Origin of the sequence: Enterobacter sp. MGH120 (assembly GCF_001037725.1) — a bacterium.
Classification (GTDB): Bacteria; Pseudomonadota; Gammaproteobacteria; order Enterobacterales; family Enterobacteriaceae; genus Enterobacter; species Enterobacter hormaechei_C.
Window position 1 is genome coordinate 1673918 of the sequence record NZ_KQ089940.1, and the last position, 16375, is coordinate 1690292.

The 16375-nt window shown below is 57.5% G+C and carries 14 protein-coding genes; 11 read left to right on the forward strand and 3 right to left on the reverse strand.

The window, feature by feature from the left end:
- The first annotated feature begins 16 nt into the window (after positions 1 to 16).
- The 3 genes from recO (at position 17) to acpS (ending at position 1911) form a co-directional block, all read left to right on the forward strand.
- Positions 17 to 724 (forward strand): DNA repair protein RecO, encoded by a 708-nt coding sequence (recO, locus tag SK54_RS08010; protein WP_048247010.1) that lies wholly within the window; start codon positions 17 to 19, stop codon positions 722 to 724.
- Positions 725 to 799: 75 nt separating this feature from the next.
- Positions 800 to 1531, forward strand: coding sequence for a pyridoxine 5'-phosphate synthase (gene pdxJ / locus SK54_RS08015; RefSeq protein WP_015572143.1), 732 nt, complete (start codon positions 800 to 802; stop codon positions 1529 to 1531).
- The gene (gene acpS, locus SK54_RS08020; protein ID WP_015572144.1) at positions 1531 to 1911 is read left to right on the forward strand and encodes a holo-ACP synthase; all 381 of its coding nucleotides are present in this window, start codon (positions 1531 to 1533) and stop codon (positions 1909 to 1911) included. Before pdxJ ends, acpS begins: the two co-directional genes overlap by 1 nt.
- On the opposite strand, the gene SK54_RS08025 is transcribed toward acpS, so the two are convergent.
- A complete protein-coding gene (locus SK54_RS08025) occupies positions 1908 to 2168 on the reverse strand; it encodes a YfhL family 4Fe-4S dicluster ferredoxin (protein ID WP_003860704.1) in 261 nt (86 codons plus the stop codon). The genes acpS and SK54_RS08025 overlap by 4 nt on opposite strands.
- Before the next feature lie 56 nt (positions 2169 to 2224).
- Positions 2225 to 3073, reverse strand: coding sequence for a MurR/RpiR family transcriptional regulator (locus SK54_RS08030; protein WP_003860702.1), 849 nt, complete (start codon positions 3071 to 3073; stop codon positions 2225 to 2227).
- 118 nt (positions 3074 to 3191) lie between these two features.
- On the opposite strand from SK54_RS08030, the gene murQ reads away from it, so the two are divergent.
- Genes murQ through tadA form a run of 4 tightly spaced genes read left to right on the forward strand, consistent with a single transcriptional unit; the run spans position 3192 to position 6665 of the window.
- Positions 3192 to 4088, forward strand: a complete 897-nt coding sequence (gene murQ / locus SK54_RS08035) for an N-acetylmuramic acid 6-phosphate etherase (RefSeq protein ID WP_017692906.1) — start codon at positions 3192 to 3194, stop codon at positions 4086 to 4088.
- A 9-nt stretch (positions 4089 to 4097) separates the two neighbouring features.
- Positions 4098 to 5462, forward strand: a complete 1365-nt coding sequence (locus SK54_RS08040; RefSeq protein ID WP_015572146.1) for a PTS transporter subunit EIIC — start codon at positions 4098 to 4100, stop codon at positions 5460 to 5462.
- A 3-nt stretch (positions 5463 to 5465) separates the two neighbouring features.
- Complete coding sequence (gene yfhb / locus SK54_RS08045; protein ID WP_017383550.1) at positions 5466 to 6101, forward strand: phosphatidylglycerophosphatase C; 636 nt, start codon at positions 5466 to 5468, stop codon at positions 6099 to 6101.
- 24 nt (positions 6102 to 6125) lie between these two features.
- A complete protein-coding gene (gene tadA / locus SK54_RS08050; protein ID WP_023295164.1) occupies positions 6126 to 6665 on the forward strand; it encodes a tRNA adenosine(34) deaminase TadA in 540 nt (179 codons plus the stop codon).
- On the opposite strand, the gene mltF is transcribed toward tadA, so the two are convergent.
- On the reverse strand, positions 6553 to 8103 hold the full coding sequence (mltF, locus tag SK54_RS08055; protein ID WP_048247012.1) for a membrane-bound lytic murein transglycosylase MltF: 1551 nt from the start codon (positions 8101 to 8103) through the stop codon (positions 6553 to 6555). The two genes, tadA and mltF, sit on opposite strands and share 113 nt — an antisense overlap.
- 267 nt (positions 8104 to 8370) lie before the next feature.
- Here mltF and purL point away from each other — a divergent pair, with 267 nt between their 5' ends.
- From purL to glrR, 4 genes are all read left to right on the forward strand, one after another.
- Positions 8371 to 12258 (forward strand): phosphoribosylformylglycinamidine synthase, encoded by a 3888-nt coding sequence (purL, locus tag SK54_RS08060; RefSeq protein WP_048247014.1) that lies wholly within the window; start codon positions 8371 to 8373, stop codon positions 12256 to 12258.
- Between the two features lie 532 nt (positions 12259 to 12790).
- Positions 12791 to 14224: a two component system sensor histidine kinase QseE/GlrK gene (gene qseE, locus SK54_RS08065; protein ID WP_181007820.1), complete on the forward strand. Its 1434-nt coding sequence runs from the start codon at positions 12791 to 12793 to the stop codon at positions 14222 to 14224.
- A complete protein-coding gene (gene qseG, locus SK54_RS08070) occupies positions 14221 to 14973 on the forward strand; it encodes a two-component system QseEF-associated lipoprotein QseG (protein ID WP_015572149.1) in 753 nt (250 codons plus the stop codon). Before qseE ends, qseG begins: the two co-directional genes overlap by 4 nt.
- The gene (gene glrR, locus SK54_RS08075) at positions 14970 to 16307 is read left to right on the forward strand and encodes a two-component system response regulator GlrR (protein WP_015572150.1); all 1338 of its coding nucleotides are present in this window, start codon (positions 14970 to 14972) and stop codon (positions 16305 to 16307) included. The genes qseG and glrR overlap by 4 nt, the downstream gene beginning before the upstream one ends.
- The last annotated feature ends 68 nt before the right edge of the window (positions 16308 to 16375 follow it).

The window sequence follows — 16375 nt, forward strand, 5'->3', positions numbered from 1 at the left end:
TTAAGACGACGAGCATATGGATGGATGGCAGCGCGCCTTTGTCCTGCATAGTCGTCCCTGGAGCGAAACCAGCCTGATGCTGGACGTCTTCACGGAAGAGTCCGGTCGCGTGCGCCTTGTTGCCAAAGGCGCACGTTCCAGACGTTCTAATCTGAAAGGTGCCTTGCAGCCTTTCACCCCGCTGCTGGTCCGCTTTGGCGGGCGAGGGGAAGTCAAAACCCTGCGCAGTGCTGAAGCCGTCTCCCTGGCGCTTCCTCTTTCTGGTATCACGCTCTACAGCGGTTTGTATGTTAACGAACTCATCTCACGGGTTCTTGAACATGAGACCCGCTTCTCTGAACTTTTCTTTGATTACCTGCACTGTATTCAGGCACTTGCTGGCGCAACCGGCACCCCTGAGCCTGTTCTGCGTCGTTTCGAACTGGCGCTGCTCGGGCACCTTGGTTACGGCGTTGATTTTCTGCACTGTGCGGGAAGCGGCGACGAGGTAGAAGATACCATGACCTATCGCTATCGTGAGGAAAAGGGCTTTATTGCCAGTGTCGTCGTCGATAACAGCACCTTTACCGGGCACCAGCTCAGAGCACTGTATGAACGCGAGTTCCCGGACGCCGACACCCTGCGTGCGGCAAAACGCTTTACCCGAATTGCGCTCAAGCCGTATCTTGGGGGCAAACCTTTAAAGAGCCGCGAATTATTCAGGCAGTTTATGCCGAAACGCTAATGTTTTACCCCTCACCCCAGCCCTCTCCCGGAGGGGGAGGGAGAAGGTAAATGAACAAAAATACCGAGGATTGTCATGGCTGAATTACTGTTAGGCGTCAACATCGATCACATCGCCACGTTACGTAATGCACGCGGTACCGCGTATCCCGATCCGGTTCAGGCGGCGTTTATCGCTGAGCAGGCTGGCGCCGACGGCATTACCGTTCACCTGCGTGAAGATCGTCGCCACATCACCGACCGGGACGTGCGCATCCTGCGTCAGACGCTGGACACCCGCATGAATCTGGAGATGGCGGTCACCGAAGAGATGCTGGCGATTGCCTGCGAGACCAAACCGCATTTTTGCTGCCTGGTGCCGGAAAAGCGTCAGGAAGTGACCACCGAAGGCGGTCTGGATGTGGCCGGGCAGCTCGACAAAATGCGCGATGCCTGCAAACGCCTGGCGGATGCCGGTATCCTGGTTTCTCTGTTTATCGACGCCGATTTCACCCAGATTAAAGCCGCTGCCGACGTGGGGGCGCCGTATATTGAAATTCACACCGGCTGCTATGCCGATGCCGAAAACGATGCAGCGCAGGCGAAAGAGCTGGAGCGAATCGCCAAAGCGGCAACCTACGCCGCGAGCCTGGGACTGAAGGTTAACGCCGGTCACGGCCTGACCTATCACAACGTAAAAGCCATCGCTGCCCTGCCGGAAATGCACGAGCTGAACATCGGCCACGCCATCATTGGCCGCGCGGTGATGAGCGGTCTTAAAGAAGCGGTTTCCGAGATGAAGCGCCTGATGCTGGAAGCGCGTCAGTAATGGCTATTCTGGGCTTAGGCACCGACATCGTTGAAATAGCCCGCATTGAAGCGGTGATCGCCCGGAGCGGCGATCGCCTCGCAAGACGCGTGCTGAGCGATAACGAATGGGCTATCTGGGAGGCGCATCAACAGCCGGTGCGCTTTCTGGCAAAGCGTTTCGCGGTAAAAGAGGCGGCGGCGAAAGCGTTCGGCACGGGCATTCGTAACGGCCTGGCGTTTAACCAGTTTGAAGTGTTTAACGATGAGCTGGGTAAGCCACGTCTGCGTTTATGGGGCGAGGCGCTTAAGCTGGCGGAAAAGCTGGGCGTGGCGCACATGCACGTAACGCTTGCCGATGAACGCCACTACGCCTGTGCGACGGTGATCATCGAGAGTTAAATTTTGTCCGCATGGTGCATCAGGACAAACTTATCCCACAGCTGTTCTTCGTTCTCGACGTGTGCCGGATCTTTTAAGATCGTATTGGGAATGGGGCACACCTTCTGGCAGGTCGGCGTCTCATAGTGGCCGATGCATTCGGTGCAGCGGTCGCTGTTAATCTCATAAATGCTGTCGCCCATCGAAATCGCCTCGTTCGGGCATTCGGGTTCGCACATATCGCAGTTGATGCATTTTTTGGTGATTAACAGCGCCATCAGGAAATTCTCAGAAACATCACAAACAGGGCGGGCATTATACGCTCATTCGTTGTTCAGACCAGTTTTTTTACCAGCTCTTCGCTGTGACGAATACGCTCTGGCGCACGCTCCAGATCCTGCTGAACCAGCGCCATAAACAGCAGGTCCGTCAGCATCATCTGCGCACTCGTCGACGAAATCGCCGCACTGCGAGTGGCCTGTTCCTCGGCAATGGTATACAGACAGCGGGTGGCCCGTTGCTGGAGCGCATTCGGGCTGAAGCCAGTAATCGCCAGAATTTTTCCTCCTACGCGCAGGGCTTCGTCGGTAGCCATATTAATTTCACGACGCTCGCCGGAATAGGAGATGGCCAGCAGTAAATCGTCAGGATCCATGGCCTGCACGGTCGCCAGCAGCGCGTGCATATCCTGTTCAACGATGGCGTTATAGCCGATTTTTGTCAGCTTCCAGCCAAAGTTACGCGCAACCAGTCCGGAGGCGCCGATCCCGGTCAATACAATACGCCGCGCGTCGCGAAGCATGGCTACGCTTTCCAGCAGCTTCTCTTCCGTGTTCACATCCAGCGTGGCATGCATTGCCGCCACGTTCTCTTTGATCAGCTTTTCGCCGACCAGACGCATCGGATCGTCGCCGCGGATCTGGTTATGCACCGGCATTGACTGCGGATTAGGGTTGCTTACCAGTGCTTCACTGATCGCCAGTTTTAGCGCCGGAAAGCCTTTATAGCCTATCTTCTGGGCAAATTTCACCACGCTCGACTGGCTCACCCCGGCTTCGCCTGCCAGCTGCTGGGAGCTGAGGTGTCGCGCGCGATCGGGCTGGGAAAGTAAATAATCCGCCAGCTTTTTGTCACTCTGGGCAAACCCTGCGTAGCGCTGGCGAATACGAATTAAACAGTTCATACGGTCTCCTGGCGAAAATGTGATTACCCGCGCAAATACGAATTTTGCTCGCCTGAATGAATTTTATATTCCATTATAGTGCGTTTATTATGAATTAAAAATTCCAGAGGTAAATAACATGAATCTAGGCTCTCTTGTTTCTGAAACGCGTAACCCGCAAACCATGGATCTTGATGCACTGTCCACGCTGGAGCTGGTAAACCGCTTTAATCAACAGGATACCCTCGTCGCGCTGGCAGTCAAAGAGACATTGCCCGAGGTGGCGAAAGCCGTAGACGCCGCTGCCGACTCTCTGAAAGCAGGAGGACGCATTATTTACATGGGGGCGGGTACCAGTGGGCGACTCGGTGTGCTGGATGCCTCAGAATGTCCCCCGACCTTTGGCGTTCCGCACGGTCTGGTCGTTGGCCTGATTGCCGGTGGCCCCGGCGCGCTGCTGAAAGCGGTGGAAGGGGCAGAAGACAATAAACAGCTTGGGGAAGACGATCTCAGGGCGCTGAACCTGACCGCGCAGGATCTGGTCGTCGGGCTGGCGGCTTCTGGTCGTACGCCGTACGTCATTGGTGGGCTGGAATACGCCAGACAGACGGGATGTACCACGGTGGCCATCTCTTGTAACCCGGGTTCGCCGATTGCGCAGGTGGCCGCCATTGCCATCTCTCCGGTCGTCGGGCCGGAAGCGCTCACCGGCTCCACGCGCCTGAAATCGGGAACCGCGCAGAAGCTGGTGCTCAATATGATCTCCACCGGCGCGATGGTGAAATTCGGCAAGGTCTACCAAAACCTGATGGTGGATATGCAGGCCACCAACGTCAAGTTGGTGGACAGAGCCTGCCGCATGGTGATAGAGGCGACAGGGGCAGGTCGGGAAGAGGCGGAAGCGGTACTCAAACAGACCGATTACGACGTCAAACCCGCCATTCTGATGATATTAACCGGGCTGGATGCAGCCGCGGCCAGAGCCAGGCTCGAAGCCCATCACGGGTTTTTACGGGCGGCATTAGAACACCAATAAGAGGCGTGTATGGACAAAACAGCAGCGCTCGCCAGCGACATCCTGCTTGGGATCGGTGGGGAAAAAAATATTCAGCGTCTGGAAAACTGCATGACGCGTGTACGCGTCGAGGTGCACAACGACGAAAAGCTTGATTTAACGCGCCTGAAGCAGCTCCCCGGCGTGAGCGGGTACGTTAAACAGGGGCAACAGCACCAGCTGATTGTCGGTCCGGGCAAAGCGGCGCAGGTGGTTGATGCCATGCGCGCCCTGATGACGGGCAGTGAAACGGCTCCCGCCTTTGACGACGCGGAACGCACCAAAGCGCAGGCGAAAGCCAAATACAAAGCCCCCATGAGCGATGCGCTGCGCCAGCTGGCAAACGTCTTTATTCCTCTGATCCCGGCGTTTATCGCATCGGGGCTGATCACCGGGATTATCAATATCCTCAAGCGTCCGGATATTGTCGGGAATTTCGCCACCCAGTATCCGAACCTGCTGGGTATTCTGGCGATTTTCGGCAGCGCGGTGTTTGCCATCATGAACATTCTGGTGGGGGTAAACACGGCCAAAGTGTTCGGCGGCTCGCTGGCGATGGGCGGCGTAATGGCGGGTATCCTCTCCAGCCCGCAGCTGGCGCAGATTACGCTGTTTGGCGAGGCGCTTCAGCCAGGCCGCGGTGGGGTGATTGCCGTGCTGCTGGTGGTCATTCTGATGTGCTGGATCGAGAAAAAGCTGCGCGCGTTGCTGCCAGGCTCGATTGAGCTGATCCTCAACCCGCTGCTGACCACATTGATTACCGGGAGCGTGGCGATTGTGGCGCTGCAACCGTTAGGCGGCGCGATCTCTGAAGCCATCGCCCACGGCGCGTCTCTGGCGATCGATCGCGGCGGGCTGCTGGTGGGGGCCGTGCTGTCCGGGACCTTCCTGCCGTTAGTGCTGACCGGTCTGCATCAGGGGCTGGTGCCGATCCACGTCGAACTGGTACAGGCGCACGGCTATAACGCACTGCTGCCGATCCTGTCGATGGCGGGCGTTGGGCAGGTCGGCGCGGCCATCGCGGTGCTGATGAAAACCCGCAACGCGCGTCTGAAAAAGGTCATTAAAGGGGCGCTGCCGGTCGGGTTACTCGGTATCGGCGAACCGTTGATTTTCGGCGTGACCTTGCCGCTGGGTAAGCCGTTCCTGGCCGCCTGCCTCGGTGGCGCGGTGGGCGGGGCGTTAATCAGCTACTGGAAAGTGGCGACCGTCATTACCTTCGGGATCTCCGGTTTACCGCTGGCATTAACCATCGTGACCGGAAAAGTGATGCTCTATCTGTTAGGCTATCTGGTAGCGGTGATCGCCGGGTTCCTGTTTACCTGGCTGTTAGGATTCAACGACCCAGAGGAGTAAGGTTTGGCCAGTCACGAGCGTCGCGTTGTCTTTTTTGATCTTGATGGAACGCTGCATCAGCAGGATATGTTCGGCACCTTTATGCGCTACCTGCTGCGGCGCCAGCCCCTTAACGCGTTGCTGGTATTACCCCTGTTACCCGTTATTGGTATCGCGCTGCTGGTGAAAGGCCGTGCAGCGCGCTGGCCGATGAGCCTGCTGCTCTGGGGATGCACGTTTGGTCATAGCGAAGCGCGCCTTAAGCAGCTCGAACAGGATTTTGCGCACTGGTTTCGCGGCCACGTCGCCGCGTTTCCCGTGGTACAGGCGCGCCTGACCAGCTATCTCGACGCCAACGATGCCGATATCTGGCTGATTACCGGCTCCCCGCAGACGCTGGTGGAGCATGTCTATTTTGATACGCCCTGGCTGCCGCGCGTGAATCTTATCGCGACACAAATCGCGCGCGGCTACGGCGGCTGGGTGCTGACTATGCGCTGCCTCGGACATGAAAAAGTGGTGCAGCTGGAGAAACGCATCGGTACGCCGCTGCGTCTGTACAGCGGCTACAGCGACAGCAAGCAGGACAACCCGCTGCTCTATTTTTGCCAGCATCGCTGGCGCGTCACGCCTCTGGGCGAACTTCAGCAACTCGAATAGTCTTATCTGTACCGGCTGTGTATAATGCCGCCCGCTTTTCGACTGGAGTATCAACCCTTGTCCAACCCTGAACACAATCATGAATACTGGATGCGTCACGCGCTGGCGCTGGCTCAACGCGCCTGGGACGAGGGCGAAGTGCCCGTGGGCGCGGTGCTGGTTCATAACAACCAGGTGATTGGGGAAGGGTGGAACCGTCCGATTGGCCGTCACGATCCTACCGCGCATGCTGAAATTATGGCGCTGCGTCAGGGCGGACTGGTGCTGCAAAACTATCGTCTGCTTGATACCACCCTGTATGTCACCCTTGAGCCGTGCGTAATGTGCTCCGGGGCGATGGTGCACAGCCGAATCGGTACGCTGGTGTTTGGCGCGCGGGATGAAAAGACGGGCGCTGCTGGTTCACTGATGGACGTACTTGGGCATCCGGGGATGAACCACCAGGTGAAAACTATCGGCGGGGTACTTGCACCAGAATGTTCGGGTCTGTTAAGTGACTTTTTTCGAATGCGTCGGCAGCAGAAAAAGCAACAAAAGGCAGAATTGAAACCGCAGGATGATTAAGCTCGTCCGGTGCGACCACCGGATAGCTTTCAGCCAGCTGTTGCGCCTCGGCCGCCTCTTTTTCTTTCTCCAGCAGATATCCCACCAGGCTTATCTGGTACTTACGAATATTTTCCACGTAGGCATACGCTTCATGCCCGCGCGCATAGCCGTACGTCAGCTTCTGGTACCACTGTTTCTGGCTAAGCAGCGGCAGGCGCTGTTTTACATCTGACCAGCTGTCCGGGTTACCTTTGGTTTTCGCCGTCAGCGCCCGCGCGTCGAGCATGTGCGCATAACCCATGTTATAGGCGGCCAGCGCAAACCAGATCCGCTCCCCTTCCGGGACCGTCTCCGGCACTTTCGCCATCATATCCTGTAAATACTGCGCGCCGCCGCTGATGCTCTGTTCCGCATCGGTCCGGTCGCTGATGCCGAGGCTCTGGGCGGTATTTTTGGTCAGCATCATCAACCCGCGCACGCCCGTGGGGGAGGTGGCCTGAGCATCCCAGTGCGATTCCTGGTAGGAAATCGCCGCCAGCAGCTTCCAGTCAATCTCCTGGGCGTACTTCTCAAACAGCGGTTGCAGATCCGGCAGCACGCTGTCCACCGCGCGCAGGAAGGTGCGGGTGTCAACGTAATCAAAATCGTCTCCGTGACCGAGATATTTCTCTTCCAGGCGCGCCAGGGTGCCGTCTTCATTGATGGAATTAAAGAAATCGAGCATAGCCGCAGAGACGGTTTGATCGTCGTCCAGCTGGGTAAACCAGGTCACCGGCTGTTCGTCGGTCACATCCAGCGCCACGGCAATTTCAGGATGAACGCGCTGGAAAAGGCTGATCGCCACCGAATCAGCAATGGTATAGGCCAGCTTTTTATCTTTTACCTGCTCCAGCAATTCGGTCGTGCCGAGTTTAGGATCGACCGTCCAGCTGAGGTTCGGGTATTTTTTCTCTTTCAACGCCCGCAGATCGTCAATCACCACATGGCCTGGCGCAATGGTCAATTGCTGGTCGGTGACGTCGGCCAGTGAGCGCGGGCGCAGGCTACCCACACGATAAACCACCTGCTGCGACACGGAGTAATAGGTCGGGCCCGGCTGATAGTTTTTGCTGCGTTCGCTGTTGTACACCAGACCTGCGGCGAGAATATCGGCACGGTCATGGTCCAAATCATCAAACAGCTGGTTGATGTTCTGCCGCACGGTAACTTTCAGCTTCACGCCCAGATAGTCCGCAAACAGCTGTGCCAGTTCGTAATCAAGACCGATGGTTTTACCGTTGATATCGTCGTAAATAAGCGGGGATGAGAGGGTACTGACGCGCAACTCCCCCCGCTCCTGAATGGCGGCGATACGGTTTTCGGCCTTGCCGAACCAGGGGATAGACGGCCAGAGGGCCACTGCCAGCAGCAACGTAACAATGCCGATGAGCAGATAATTAATCTTTAATTTTTTCAATTAGTTAATTCTCTGCGACGCCGGTTGCCTCAGTGTGCTGTAGTCATGTTAAGAGTAGAGTTTGCCATTGATTGAGCGGCATTTTGCGCAAAGTAGCGCCAGTTGGCAACCAATTAGAGAGACAGGTCACATCTATTGTTAAACATAAAGGATGATTTTATTTCGACGCAAACGGTTTCGTCGGCGCTCAGGATTCTCTATAATGACGCCCGTTTTCCCCCCTTGCGCACACTGTAAGCGCCCCGGCGCTTCGAAGACGAGAGACTTATGATGGAAATTCTGCGTGGTTCGCCTGCACTGTCTGCCTTCCGTATTAACAAACTGCTGGCACGTTTTCAGGCGGCCGACCTTCCGGTAAGCAATATTTACGCTGAGTATGTCCATTTTGCTGACCTGAACGCCCCCCTGAATGCAGAGGAGCGCGTACAGCTGGAACGCCTGCTTAAATATGGCCCAAGCCTGAGCAGCCATACGCCGACCGGCAAATTAATCCTCGCCACGCCACGCCCTGGCACCATCTCCCCCTGGTCTTCCAAAGCCACCGACATCGCTCACAACTGCGGCCTGAGCCAGATTAACCGTCTGGAGCGCGGTGTGGCGTACTATGTGGAAGCGTCAACCCTGAGCGACGCGCAGTGGCAGGTGGTTGCCGCAGAGCTGCACGACCGCATGATGGAGAGCGTGTTTGATTCTCTGGATGATGCGCAGAAACTGTTCTCCCACCATCAGCCTGCGCCGGTACAGAGCGTGGATTTGCTGGGGCAGGGGCGTCAGGCGCTGATCGACGCAAACCTGCGTCTTGGTCTGGCGCTCGCAGAAGATGAAATCGACTACCTTCAGGATGCATTCGTTAAGCTGAATCGCAACCCGAACGACATCGAACTGTATATGTTCGCGCAGGCCAACTCCGAGCACTGCCGCCACAAGATTTTCAACGCCGACTGGATTATCGACGGCGAACAGCAGCCGAAGTCGCTGTTCAAAATGATCAAAAACACCATGGAGCAAACCCCTGACCACGTGCTGTCTGCCTATAAAGACAACGCCGCGGTGATGGAAGGTTCCGAGGTGGGCCGCTTCTTCGCCGACCGCGAAGCGGGGCGCTATGACTTCCACCAGGAGCCTGCGCATATCCTGATGAAAGTGGAAACCCACAACCACCCGACGGCGATCTCCCCGTGGCCGGGTGCAGCGACCGGCTCCGGCGGTGAAATCCGTGACGAAGGTGCGACCGGTCGCGGCGCGAAACCCAAAGCGGGTCTGGTCGGTTTCTCCGTTTCCAACCTGCGTATTCCGGGCTTTGAGCAGCCGTGGGAAGAAGACTTCGGCAAGCCAGAGCGCATTGTCACCGCGCTGGATATCATGACCGAAGGCCCGCTGGGCGGCGCGGCGTTCAACAACGAATTTGGTCGTCCGGCGCTGAACGGTTACTTCCGTACCTACGAAGAGAAAGTGGACAGCCACAACGGCGAAGAGCTGCGCGGCTACCACAAACCGATCATGCTGGCGGGCGGGATTGGCAACATTCGCGCCGATCACGTGCAGAAAGGCGAGATCGTCGTCGGCGCGAAGCTGATCGTGCTCGGCGGCCCGGCAATGAACATCGGTCTGGGCGGCGGGGCAGCCTCGTCTATGGCTTCCGGCCAGTCTGATGCGGATCTCGACTTCGCGTCCGTGCAGCGCGACAACCCGGAAATGGAGCGCCGTTGTCAGGAAGTGATCGACCGCTGCTGGCAGCTCGGCGACGCCAACCCGATTCTGTTCATCCACGACGTGGGCGCGGGCGGCCTGTCCAACGCTATGCCTGAGCTGGTGAGCGACGGCGGTCGCGGCGGACGCTTCAACCTGCGCGATATCCTGAGCGATGAGCCGGGCATGAGCCCGCTGGAAATCTGGTGTAACGAATCCCAGGAGCGCTACGTGCTGGCGGTTGCCGCCGATCAGCTGCCGCTGTTTGACGAGCTGTGCCGCCGCGAGCGCGCGCCGTATGCGGTCATCGGTGAAGCGACCGAAGAGCAGCACCTTTCCTTAAGCGACACCCACTTTGACAACCAGCCGATCGATCTGCCGCTGGACGTGCTGCTCGGCAAAACGCCGAAGATGACCCGCGACGTGCAGACTCGTAAAGCGACGGGCAAAGCGCTGGATCGCCAGGGCATCACCGTGGCAGAAGCGGTTAACCGCGTGCTGCACCTGCCTGCCGTGGCAGAGAAAACCTTCCTGGTCACCATCGGCGACCGTACCGTGACCGGTATGGTGTCGCGCGATCAGATGGTCGGCCCGTGGCAGATCCCGGTCGCTAACTGCGCCGTGACCACCGCGAGCCTCGACAGCTACTACGGCGAAGCGATGGCGCTGGGCGAACGCACACCAGTGGCGCTGCTGGACTTCGCCGCTTCTGCCCGTCTGGCGGTCGGTGAAGCGCTGACCAACATCGCCGCGACGCAGATTGGCGATATCAAACGCATCAAACTTTCCGCGAACTGGATGGCCGCTGCCGGTCACCCGGGCGAAGATGCCGGCCTGTACGAAGCGGTGAAAGCGGTGGGTGAAGAGCTGTGTCCTGCGCTCGGCCTGACCATTCCGGTGGGTAAAGATTCCATGTCGATGAAAACCCGCTGGCAGGAAGGTAACGAGCAGCGCGAGATGACCTCTCCGCTGTCGCTGGTGATCACCGCGTTTGCGCGCGTGGAAGACGTGCGTCATACCGTTACGCCGCAGCTTTCCACTGAAGATAACGCCCTGCTGTTGATTGACCTCGGCAAAGGCCATAACGCACTGGGCGCCACCGCGCTGGCGCAGGTTTACCGCCAGCTCGGCGATAAGCCAGCCGACGTGCGCGACGTCGCCCAGCTGAAAGGCTTCTACGACGCAATTCAGGCGCTGGTGGCGCAGCGTAAGCTGCTGGCCTACCACGACCGTTCCGACGGCGGTCTGCTGGTGACCCTGGCAGAGATGGCCTTCACCGGTCACTGCGGCGTTGAAGCGAACATTGCAACGCTTGGCGAAGACCGCCTGGCGGCGCTGTTTAACGAAGAGCTGGGCGCGGTCATTCAGGTACGCGCCGCAGATCGCGACGCGGTGGAAGCCATTCTGGCGCAGCACGGTCTGGCAGACTGCGTGCACTATCTGGGTAAAGCCGTTCAGGGCGACCGCTTCGTCATTGAAGCCGACGGTCACGCCGTGTTCAGCGAAAGCCGCACCACGCTGCGTATGTGGTGGGCAGAAACCACCTGGCAGATGCAGCGCCTGCGTGACAACCCGGAATGTGCCGATCAGGAACACAACGCGAAAGCGAATGACCAGGATCCTGGCCTGAACGTGAAGCTCAGCTTCGACATTAACGAAGACATTGCCGCGCCGTACATTGCGACCGGTGCGCGTCCGAAAGTAGCCGTGCTGCGCGAGCAGGGCGTTAACTCCCACGTTGAGATGGCGGCGGCCTTCCACCGGGCGGGCTTTGACGCCATCGACGTCCACATGAGCGACCTGCTGGCCGGACGTACCGGGCTCGATGATTTCCAGGCGCTGGTCGCCTGCGGGGGGTTCTCCTACGGCGACGTGCTGGGCGCGGGCGAAGGCTGGGCGAAGTCTATTCTGTTCAACAGCCGCGTGCGTGACGAGTTCGAAACCTTCTTCCACCGTCCGCAGACGCTGGCGCTGGGCGTGTGTAACGGCTGTCAGATGATGTCTAACCTGCGCGAGCTGATCCCGGGCAGCGAAGCCTGGCCGCGCTTTGTGCGTAACCAGTCTGACCGCTTCGAAGCGCGCTTCAGCCTGGTAGAAGTGACCCAAAGCCCGTCTCTGCTGTTGCAGGGAATGGTCGGTTCACAGATGCCAATCGCGGTTTCGCACGGTGAAGGTCAGGTTGAAGTGCGTGATGCGGCGCACCTGGCTCAGCTTGAAAGCAAAGGACTGGTGGCGCTGCGCTTTGTTGATAACTTCGGCAAGGTCACCGAAACCTATCCGGCTAACCCGAACGGTTCGGCAAATGGCATTACCGCCGTCACCAGCGAAAGCGGTCGGGTGACGATCATGATGCCGCACCCGGAGCGTGTCTTCCGTACCGTTAGCAACTCCTGGCACCCGGAAAACTGGGGCGAGGACAGCCCGTGGATGCGCATTTTCCGCAACGCGCGTAAACAACTGGGTTAAGTTTCAACGCCCTGACTGTAGGCCCGGTAAGCGCGAGCGCCACCGGGCTTTTTTGTACCTGTCGCAAAATCGCGACAATCCTCTGGGTTGAGTGTCTCCAATAAGAGACATTTAACTTATTGATTTATATATATCAGGACGGGTTCCCGTTAAGGTGTTGCTTAATAGCGACACTTAGCCTGGAAATCATTCACCTGACAATCAATGCATTTTAATAATAAAACTATTATTAATCATAAGGATAGTATCAATTTTTGCAATCTGGCACGCGCGTTGCATAATAGTAACCAGTGGCTCATTCACCTTCTTATGTCAGCCCCTTCGGGACGTGCTACATAAACTTCGAATGACGCACAAAAAGGTGCCTGCCGTCCAACTACTGATTATTGCAATGCTTTATCAGGCCAGGGCGAAACGTCGAGTTAGGCACCGCCTTATTCCATGACAAAGCCGGGTTTTTACCCGGCTTTGTTGTATCTGAAGGGCAGACTCAGTTACGCTCTCCTCAAACCCGGATGATGAGAGTAATGTGTTGAAACGCTGGCCCGCTTTCCCTCGCTCCCTGCGACAGCTCGTTATGATGGCCTTCCTGCTGATCCTGCTACCTTTGCTGGTTCTGGCGTGGCAGGCATGGCAAAGCCTGAATGCGTTAAGTGCCCAGGCGGCCCTGACTAACCGCACCACGCTTATTGATGCCCGCCGTAGCGAGGCAATGACCAACGCCGCGCTGGAGATGGAGCGTAGCTATCGCCAGTACTGCGTGCTGGACGACCGCACGCTGGAGAGGGTCTATCAGAACCAGCGTAAACGCTACAGCGAAATGCTGGATGCCCATGCCGGGGTCTTGCCGGATGACAAACTCTATCAGGCGCTGCGTCAGGATCTGAACGATCTGGCGCAGCTCCAGTGCAAAAACAGCGGTCCTGATGCCGCCGCCGCCGCCCGACTTGAAGCCTTCGCGAACGCCAATACGGAGATGGTGCAGTCCACCCGTACGGTTATCTTTTCCCGTGGCCAGCAACTCCAGCAGGAGATTGCCGAGCGCGGCCAGTTCTTCGGCTGGCAGGCGCTGGTGCTGTTCCTCGTCAGCCTTGGGCTGGTACTGCTCTTTACCCGCATGATTATCGGCCCCGTAAAGGGGATCCAGCGGATGATTAACCGCCTGGGGGAGGGCAAATCTCTCGGGGATACGGTTGTTTTTAAAGGCCCGCGCGAGCTGCGCTCGGTCGGTCAGCGTATCATCTGGCTTTCTGAACGCCTGGCGTGGCTGGAATCGCAGCGTCATCAGTTCCTGCGCCATATCTCACACGAACTCAAAACACCGCTGGCCAGTATGCGTGAAGGCACGGAGCTGCTGGCAGACGAAGTAGCGGGGCCGTTAACCCCTGAGCAAAAAGAGATCGTGGCGATTCTGGATGCCAGTAGCCGCAATTTACAAAAACTTATTGAACAACTGCTGGACTATAACCGCAAGCTGGCGGATGGTGCTGTGGTGCTTGAAAGCGTTGAGATTGAACCGTTGGTGGACATGGTGATCTCCGCCCATAGCCTGCCAGCAAGAGCTAAAATGATGCATACCCAGGTGGATCTCAATGCGCCTTCCTGCCTGGCAGAGCCGATGCTGTTAATGAGCGTACTGGATAATCTTTATTCCAATACGGTGCACTATGGTACTGAATCCGGTACCATTTATATCAGAAGCAATAACAACGGTTCGCGGGTATTTATTGACGTAGCGAATACGGGAAGCCCGATTCCGGATGATGAAAAAACGATGATCTTTGAGCCCTTCTTCCAGGGGAGTCATCAGCGAAAAGGTGCGGTAAAAGGAAGTGGTCTGGGGCTGAGTATTGCCCGCGACTGCATACGACGCATGCAGGGTGAGCTTAACATCGTGAGTGATGAACGCGCCGATGTCTGTTTTCGTATCGAACTGCCTCTTGAGCCGGAAAAATCAATGAAATGAATAACAACCTGGTGAGTATGTCACACGTCTTTTACCGCGCACTGCGCGCGGTGTTTTCCAGCAAAAATGTGCGCCTGAGCCTGCCCTGCTTACTGCTGGCCGGCTGTGTAACCCATGCGCCGAAAAGTGCAATTAGCCACAAACAGGAAGATAAATGGCCGCAAAAACAGCTGGCCGATTTCCTTTCAACACGTTGCGATGATATCTGGAACCTGTCGGGGCGTGATGTTGAATCCAATCCGCTGTTCTGGCTGCGCGGAATAGACTGCGCCCAGCGGCTGGCGCCCGCCGAGGCCCGTGCCCAGGCGGCGATGCTGGTGGACGATACCTGGCAGGACGCGTTTAAACGTGGGATCGTGATGGCGGATGCCAGAATCACGCCTGTCGAACGCCGCGCCAACGTGACGCGGCTGGATACTTACGTGATCAATATTCCCCCGCAGGTGCGCCCGGTCTATCAGCTCTGGCGGGATGGACAAACCCTGCAATTACAGCTGTCTGAAGAGCGTTTCCGCTACAGCAAATTGCAGCAGTCGAGCGACAGCGAGCTTGATGCGCTTCGCCAGCAGCAGGAGTCGCTGCGCGAGCAGCTGGAAACCACCACCCGCAAGCTCGAAAATCTGACCGATATCGAAAGACAGCTCTCGACGCGTAAGCCGGCAGGCAGCTATCTGCCCGATGGGTCGAAAGGCAACTCTGCCACGACGCCAGACAGTGAGACGCCGAAACAAGAGGATGTGAAGCCATGACAAGCCGTAAACCTGCCCATCTGTTACTGGTGGATGACGATCCCGGGCTGTTAAAGCTGCTGGGAATGCGTCTGGTCAGCGAAGGCTACAGCGTGGTCACCGCTGAAAGCGGGCAGGAGGGGCTGAAAGTGCTCAGCCGCGAGAAAATCGATCTGGTGATCAGTGATTTGCGCATGGATGAAATGGATGGCCTGCAACTGTTCACGGAGATCCAGAAGCAGCAGCCCGGGATGCCGGTGATTATCCTCACCGCTCACGGATCTATTCCTGATGCGGTGGCCGCGACGCAGCAGGGGGTATTCAGCTTCCTCACCAAACCAGTGGATAAAGACGCCCTCTATAAAGCAATCGACAGCGCCCTTGAGCATGCGGCGCCATCCGGCGACGACGCCTGGCGTGAATCCATCGTGACGCGTAGCCCTGTGATGCTGCGCCTGCTGGAACAGGCGCGGATGGTGGCGCAATCCGACGTTAGCGTGCTGATCAACGGCCAGAGCGGGACCGGGAAAGAGATCCTGGCCCAGGCGATCCACAACGCCAGCCCGCGCAGTAAAAATGCCTTTATTGCCATCAACTGTGGCGCGCTGCCGGAACAGCTGCTTGAGTCTGAGCTCTTCGGCCATGCCCGCGGCGCCTTTACCGGAGCGGTGAGCAGCCGTGAAGGGCTGTTCCAGGCGGCTGAGGGGGGCACGCTGTTTCTTGATGAAATTGGCGATATGCCCGCGCCGTTGCAGGTCAAACTGCTGCGCGTGTTGCAGGAGCGAAAAGTGCGTCCGCTTGGCAGCAACCGCGATATCGATATCAACGTGCGTATTATTTCCGCTACCCATCGCGATTTACCCAAGGTGATGGCGCGCAACGAGTTCCGTGAAGATCTTTACTATCGACTGAATGTCGTCAACCTGAAAATCCCGGCGCTGGCCGAGCGTGCGGAAGATATCCCACTGCTGGCAAATCACCTTTTGCGCCAGGCCGCTGACCGCCACAAACCATTCGTGCGCGCGTTCTCCACCGATGCGATGAAACGCCTGATGACCGCAAGCTGGCCGGGCAACGTACGCCAGCTGGTGAACGTGATTGAGCAGTGCGTGGCGCTGACGTCATCGCCGGTGATCAGCGATGCGCTGGTGGAGCAGGCGCTCGAGGGGGAAAACACGGCCTTACCGACGTTTGCGGAAGCGCGAAACCAGTTCGAGCTGAACTATCTGCGTAAGCTGCTGCAAATCACCAAAGGCAACGTGACCCACGCGGCGCGCATGGCCGGGCGTAACCGTACCGAGTTTTATAAATTGCTCTCACGTCACGAGCTGGAAGCGAACGATTTTAAAGAGTAATACCGCAAAATTCGCCTGAATATGATACTGTGAGCAACCGATTACGAGGCTGCTTACTGGCAAGAGTT

Excerpts from the sequence above, each read along its gene's own strand:
- tadA (WP_023295164.1), top strand. The coding sequence starts at position 6,126 with ATGCCGCCCGCTTTTCGACTGGAGTATCAACCCTTGTCCAACCCTGAA.
- SK54_RS08040 (WP_015572146.1), top strand. The coding sequence starts at position 4,098 with ATGGACAAAACAGCAGCGCTCGCCAGCGACATCCTGCTTGGGATCGGT.
- SK54_RS08025 (WP_003860704.1), bottom strand. The coding sequence starts at position 2,168 with ATGGCGCTGTTAATCACCAAAAAATGCATCAACTGCGATATGTGCGAA.
- recO (WP_048247010.1), top strand. The coding sequence starts at position 17 with ATGGATGGATGGCAGCGCGCCTTTGTCCTGCATAGTCGTCCCTGGAGC.
- pdxJ (WP_015572143.1), top strand. The coding sequence starts at position 800 with ATGGCTGAATTACTGTTAGGCGTCAACATCGATCACATCGCCACGTTA.
- acpS (WP_015572144.1), top strand. The coding sequence starts at position 1,531 with ATGGCTATTCTGGGCTTAGGCACCGACATCGTTGAAATAGCCCGCATT.
- qseG (WP_015572149.1), top strand. The coding sequence starts at position 14,221 with ATGAATAACAACCTGGTGAGTATGTCACACGTCTTTTACCGCGCACTG.
- SK54_RS08030 (WP_003860702.1), bottom strand. The coding sequence starts at position 3,073 with ATGAACTGTTTAATTCGTATTCGCCAGCGCTACGCAGGGTTTGCCCAG.
- glrR (WP_015572150.1), top strand. The coding sequence starts at position 14,970 with ATGACAAGCCGTAAACCTGCCCATCTGTTACTGGTGGATGACGATCCC.
- purL (WP_048247014.1), top strand. The coding sequence starts at position 8,371 with ATGATGGAAATTCTGCGTGGTTCGCCTGCACTGTCTGCCTTCCGTATT.
- murQ (WP_017692906.1), top strand. The coding sequence starts at position 3,192 with ATGAATCTAGGCTCTCTTGTTTCTGAAACGCGTAACCCGCAAACCATG.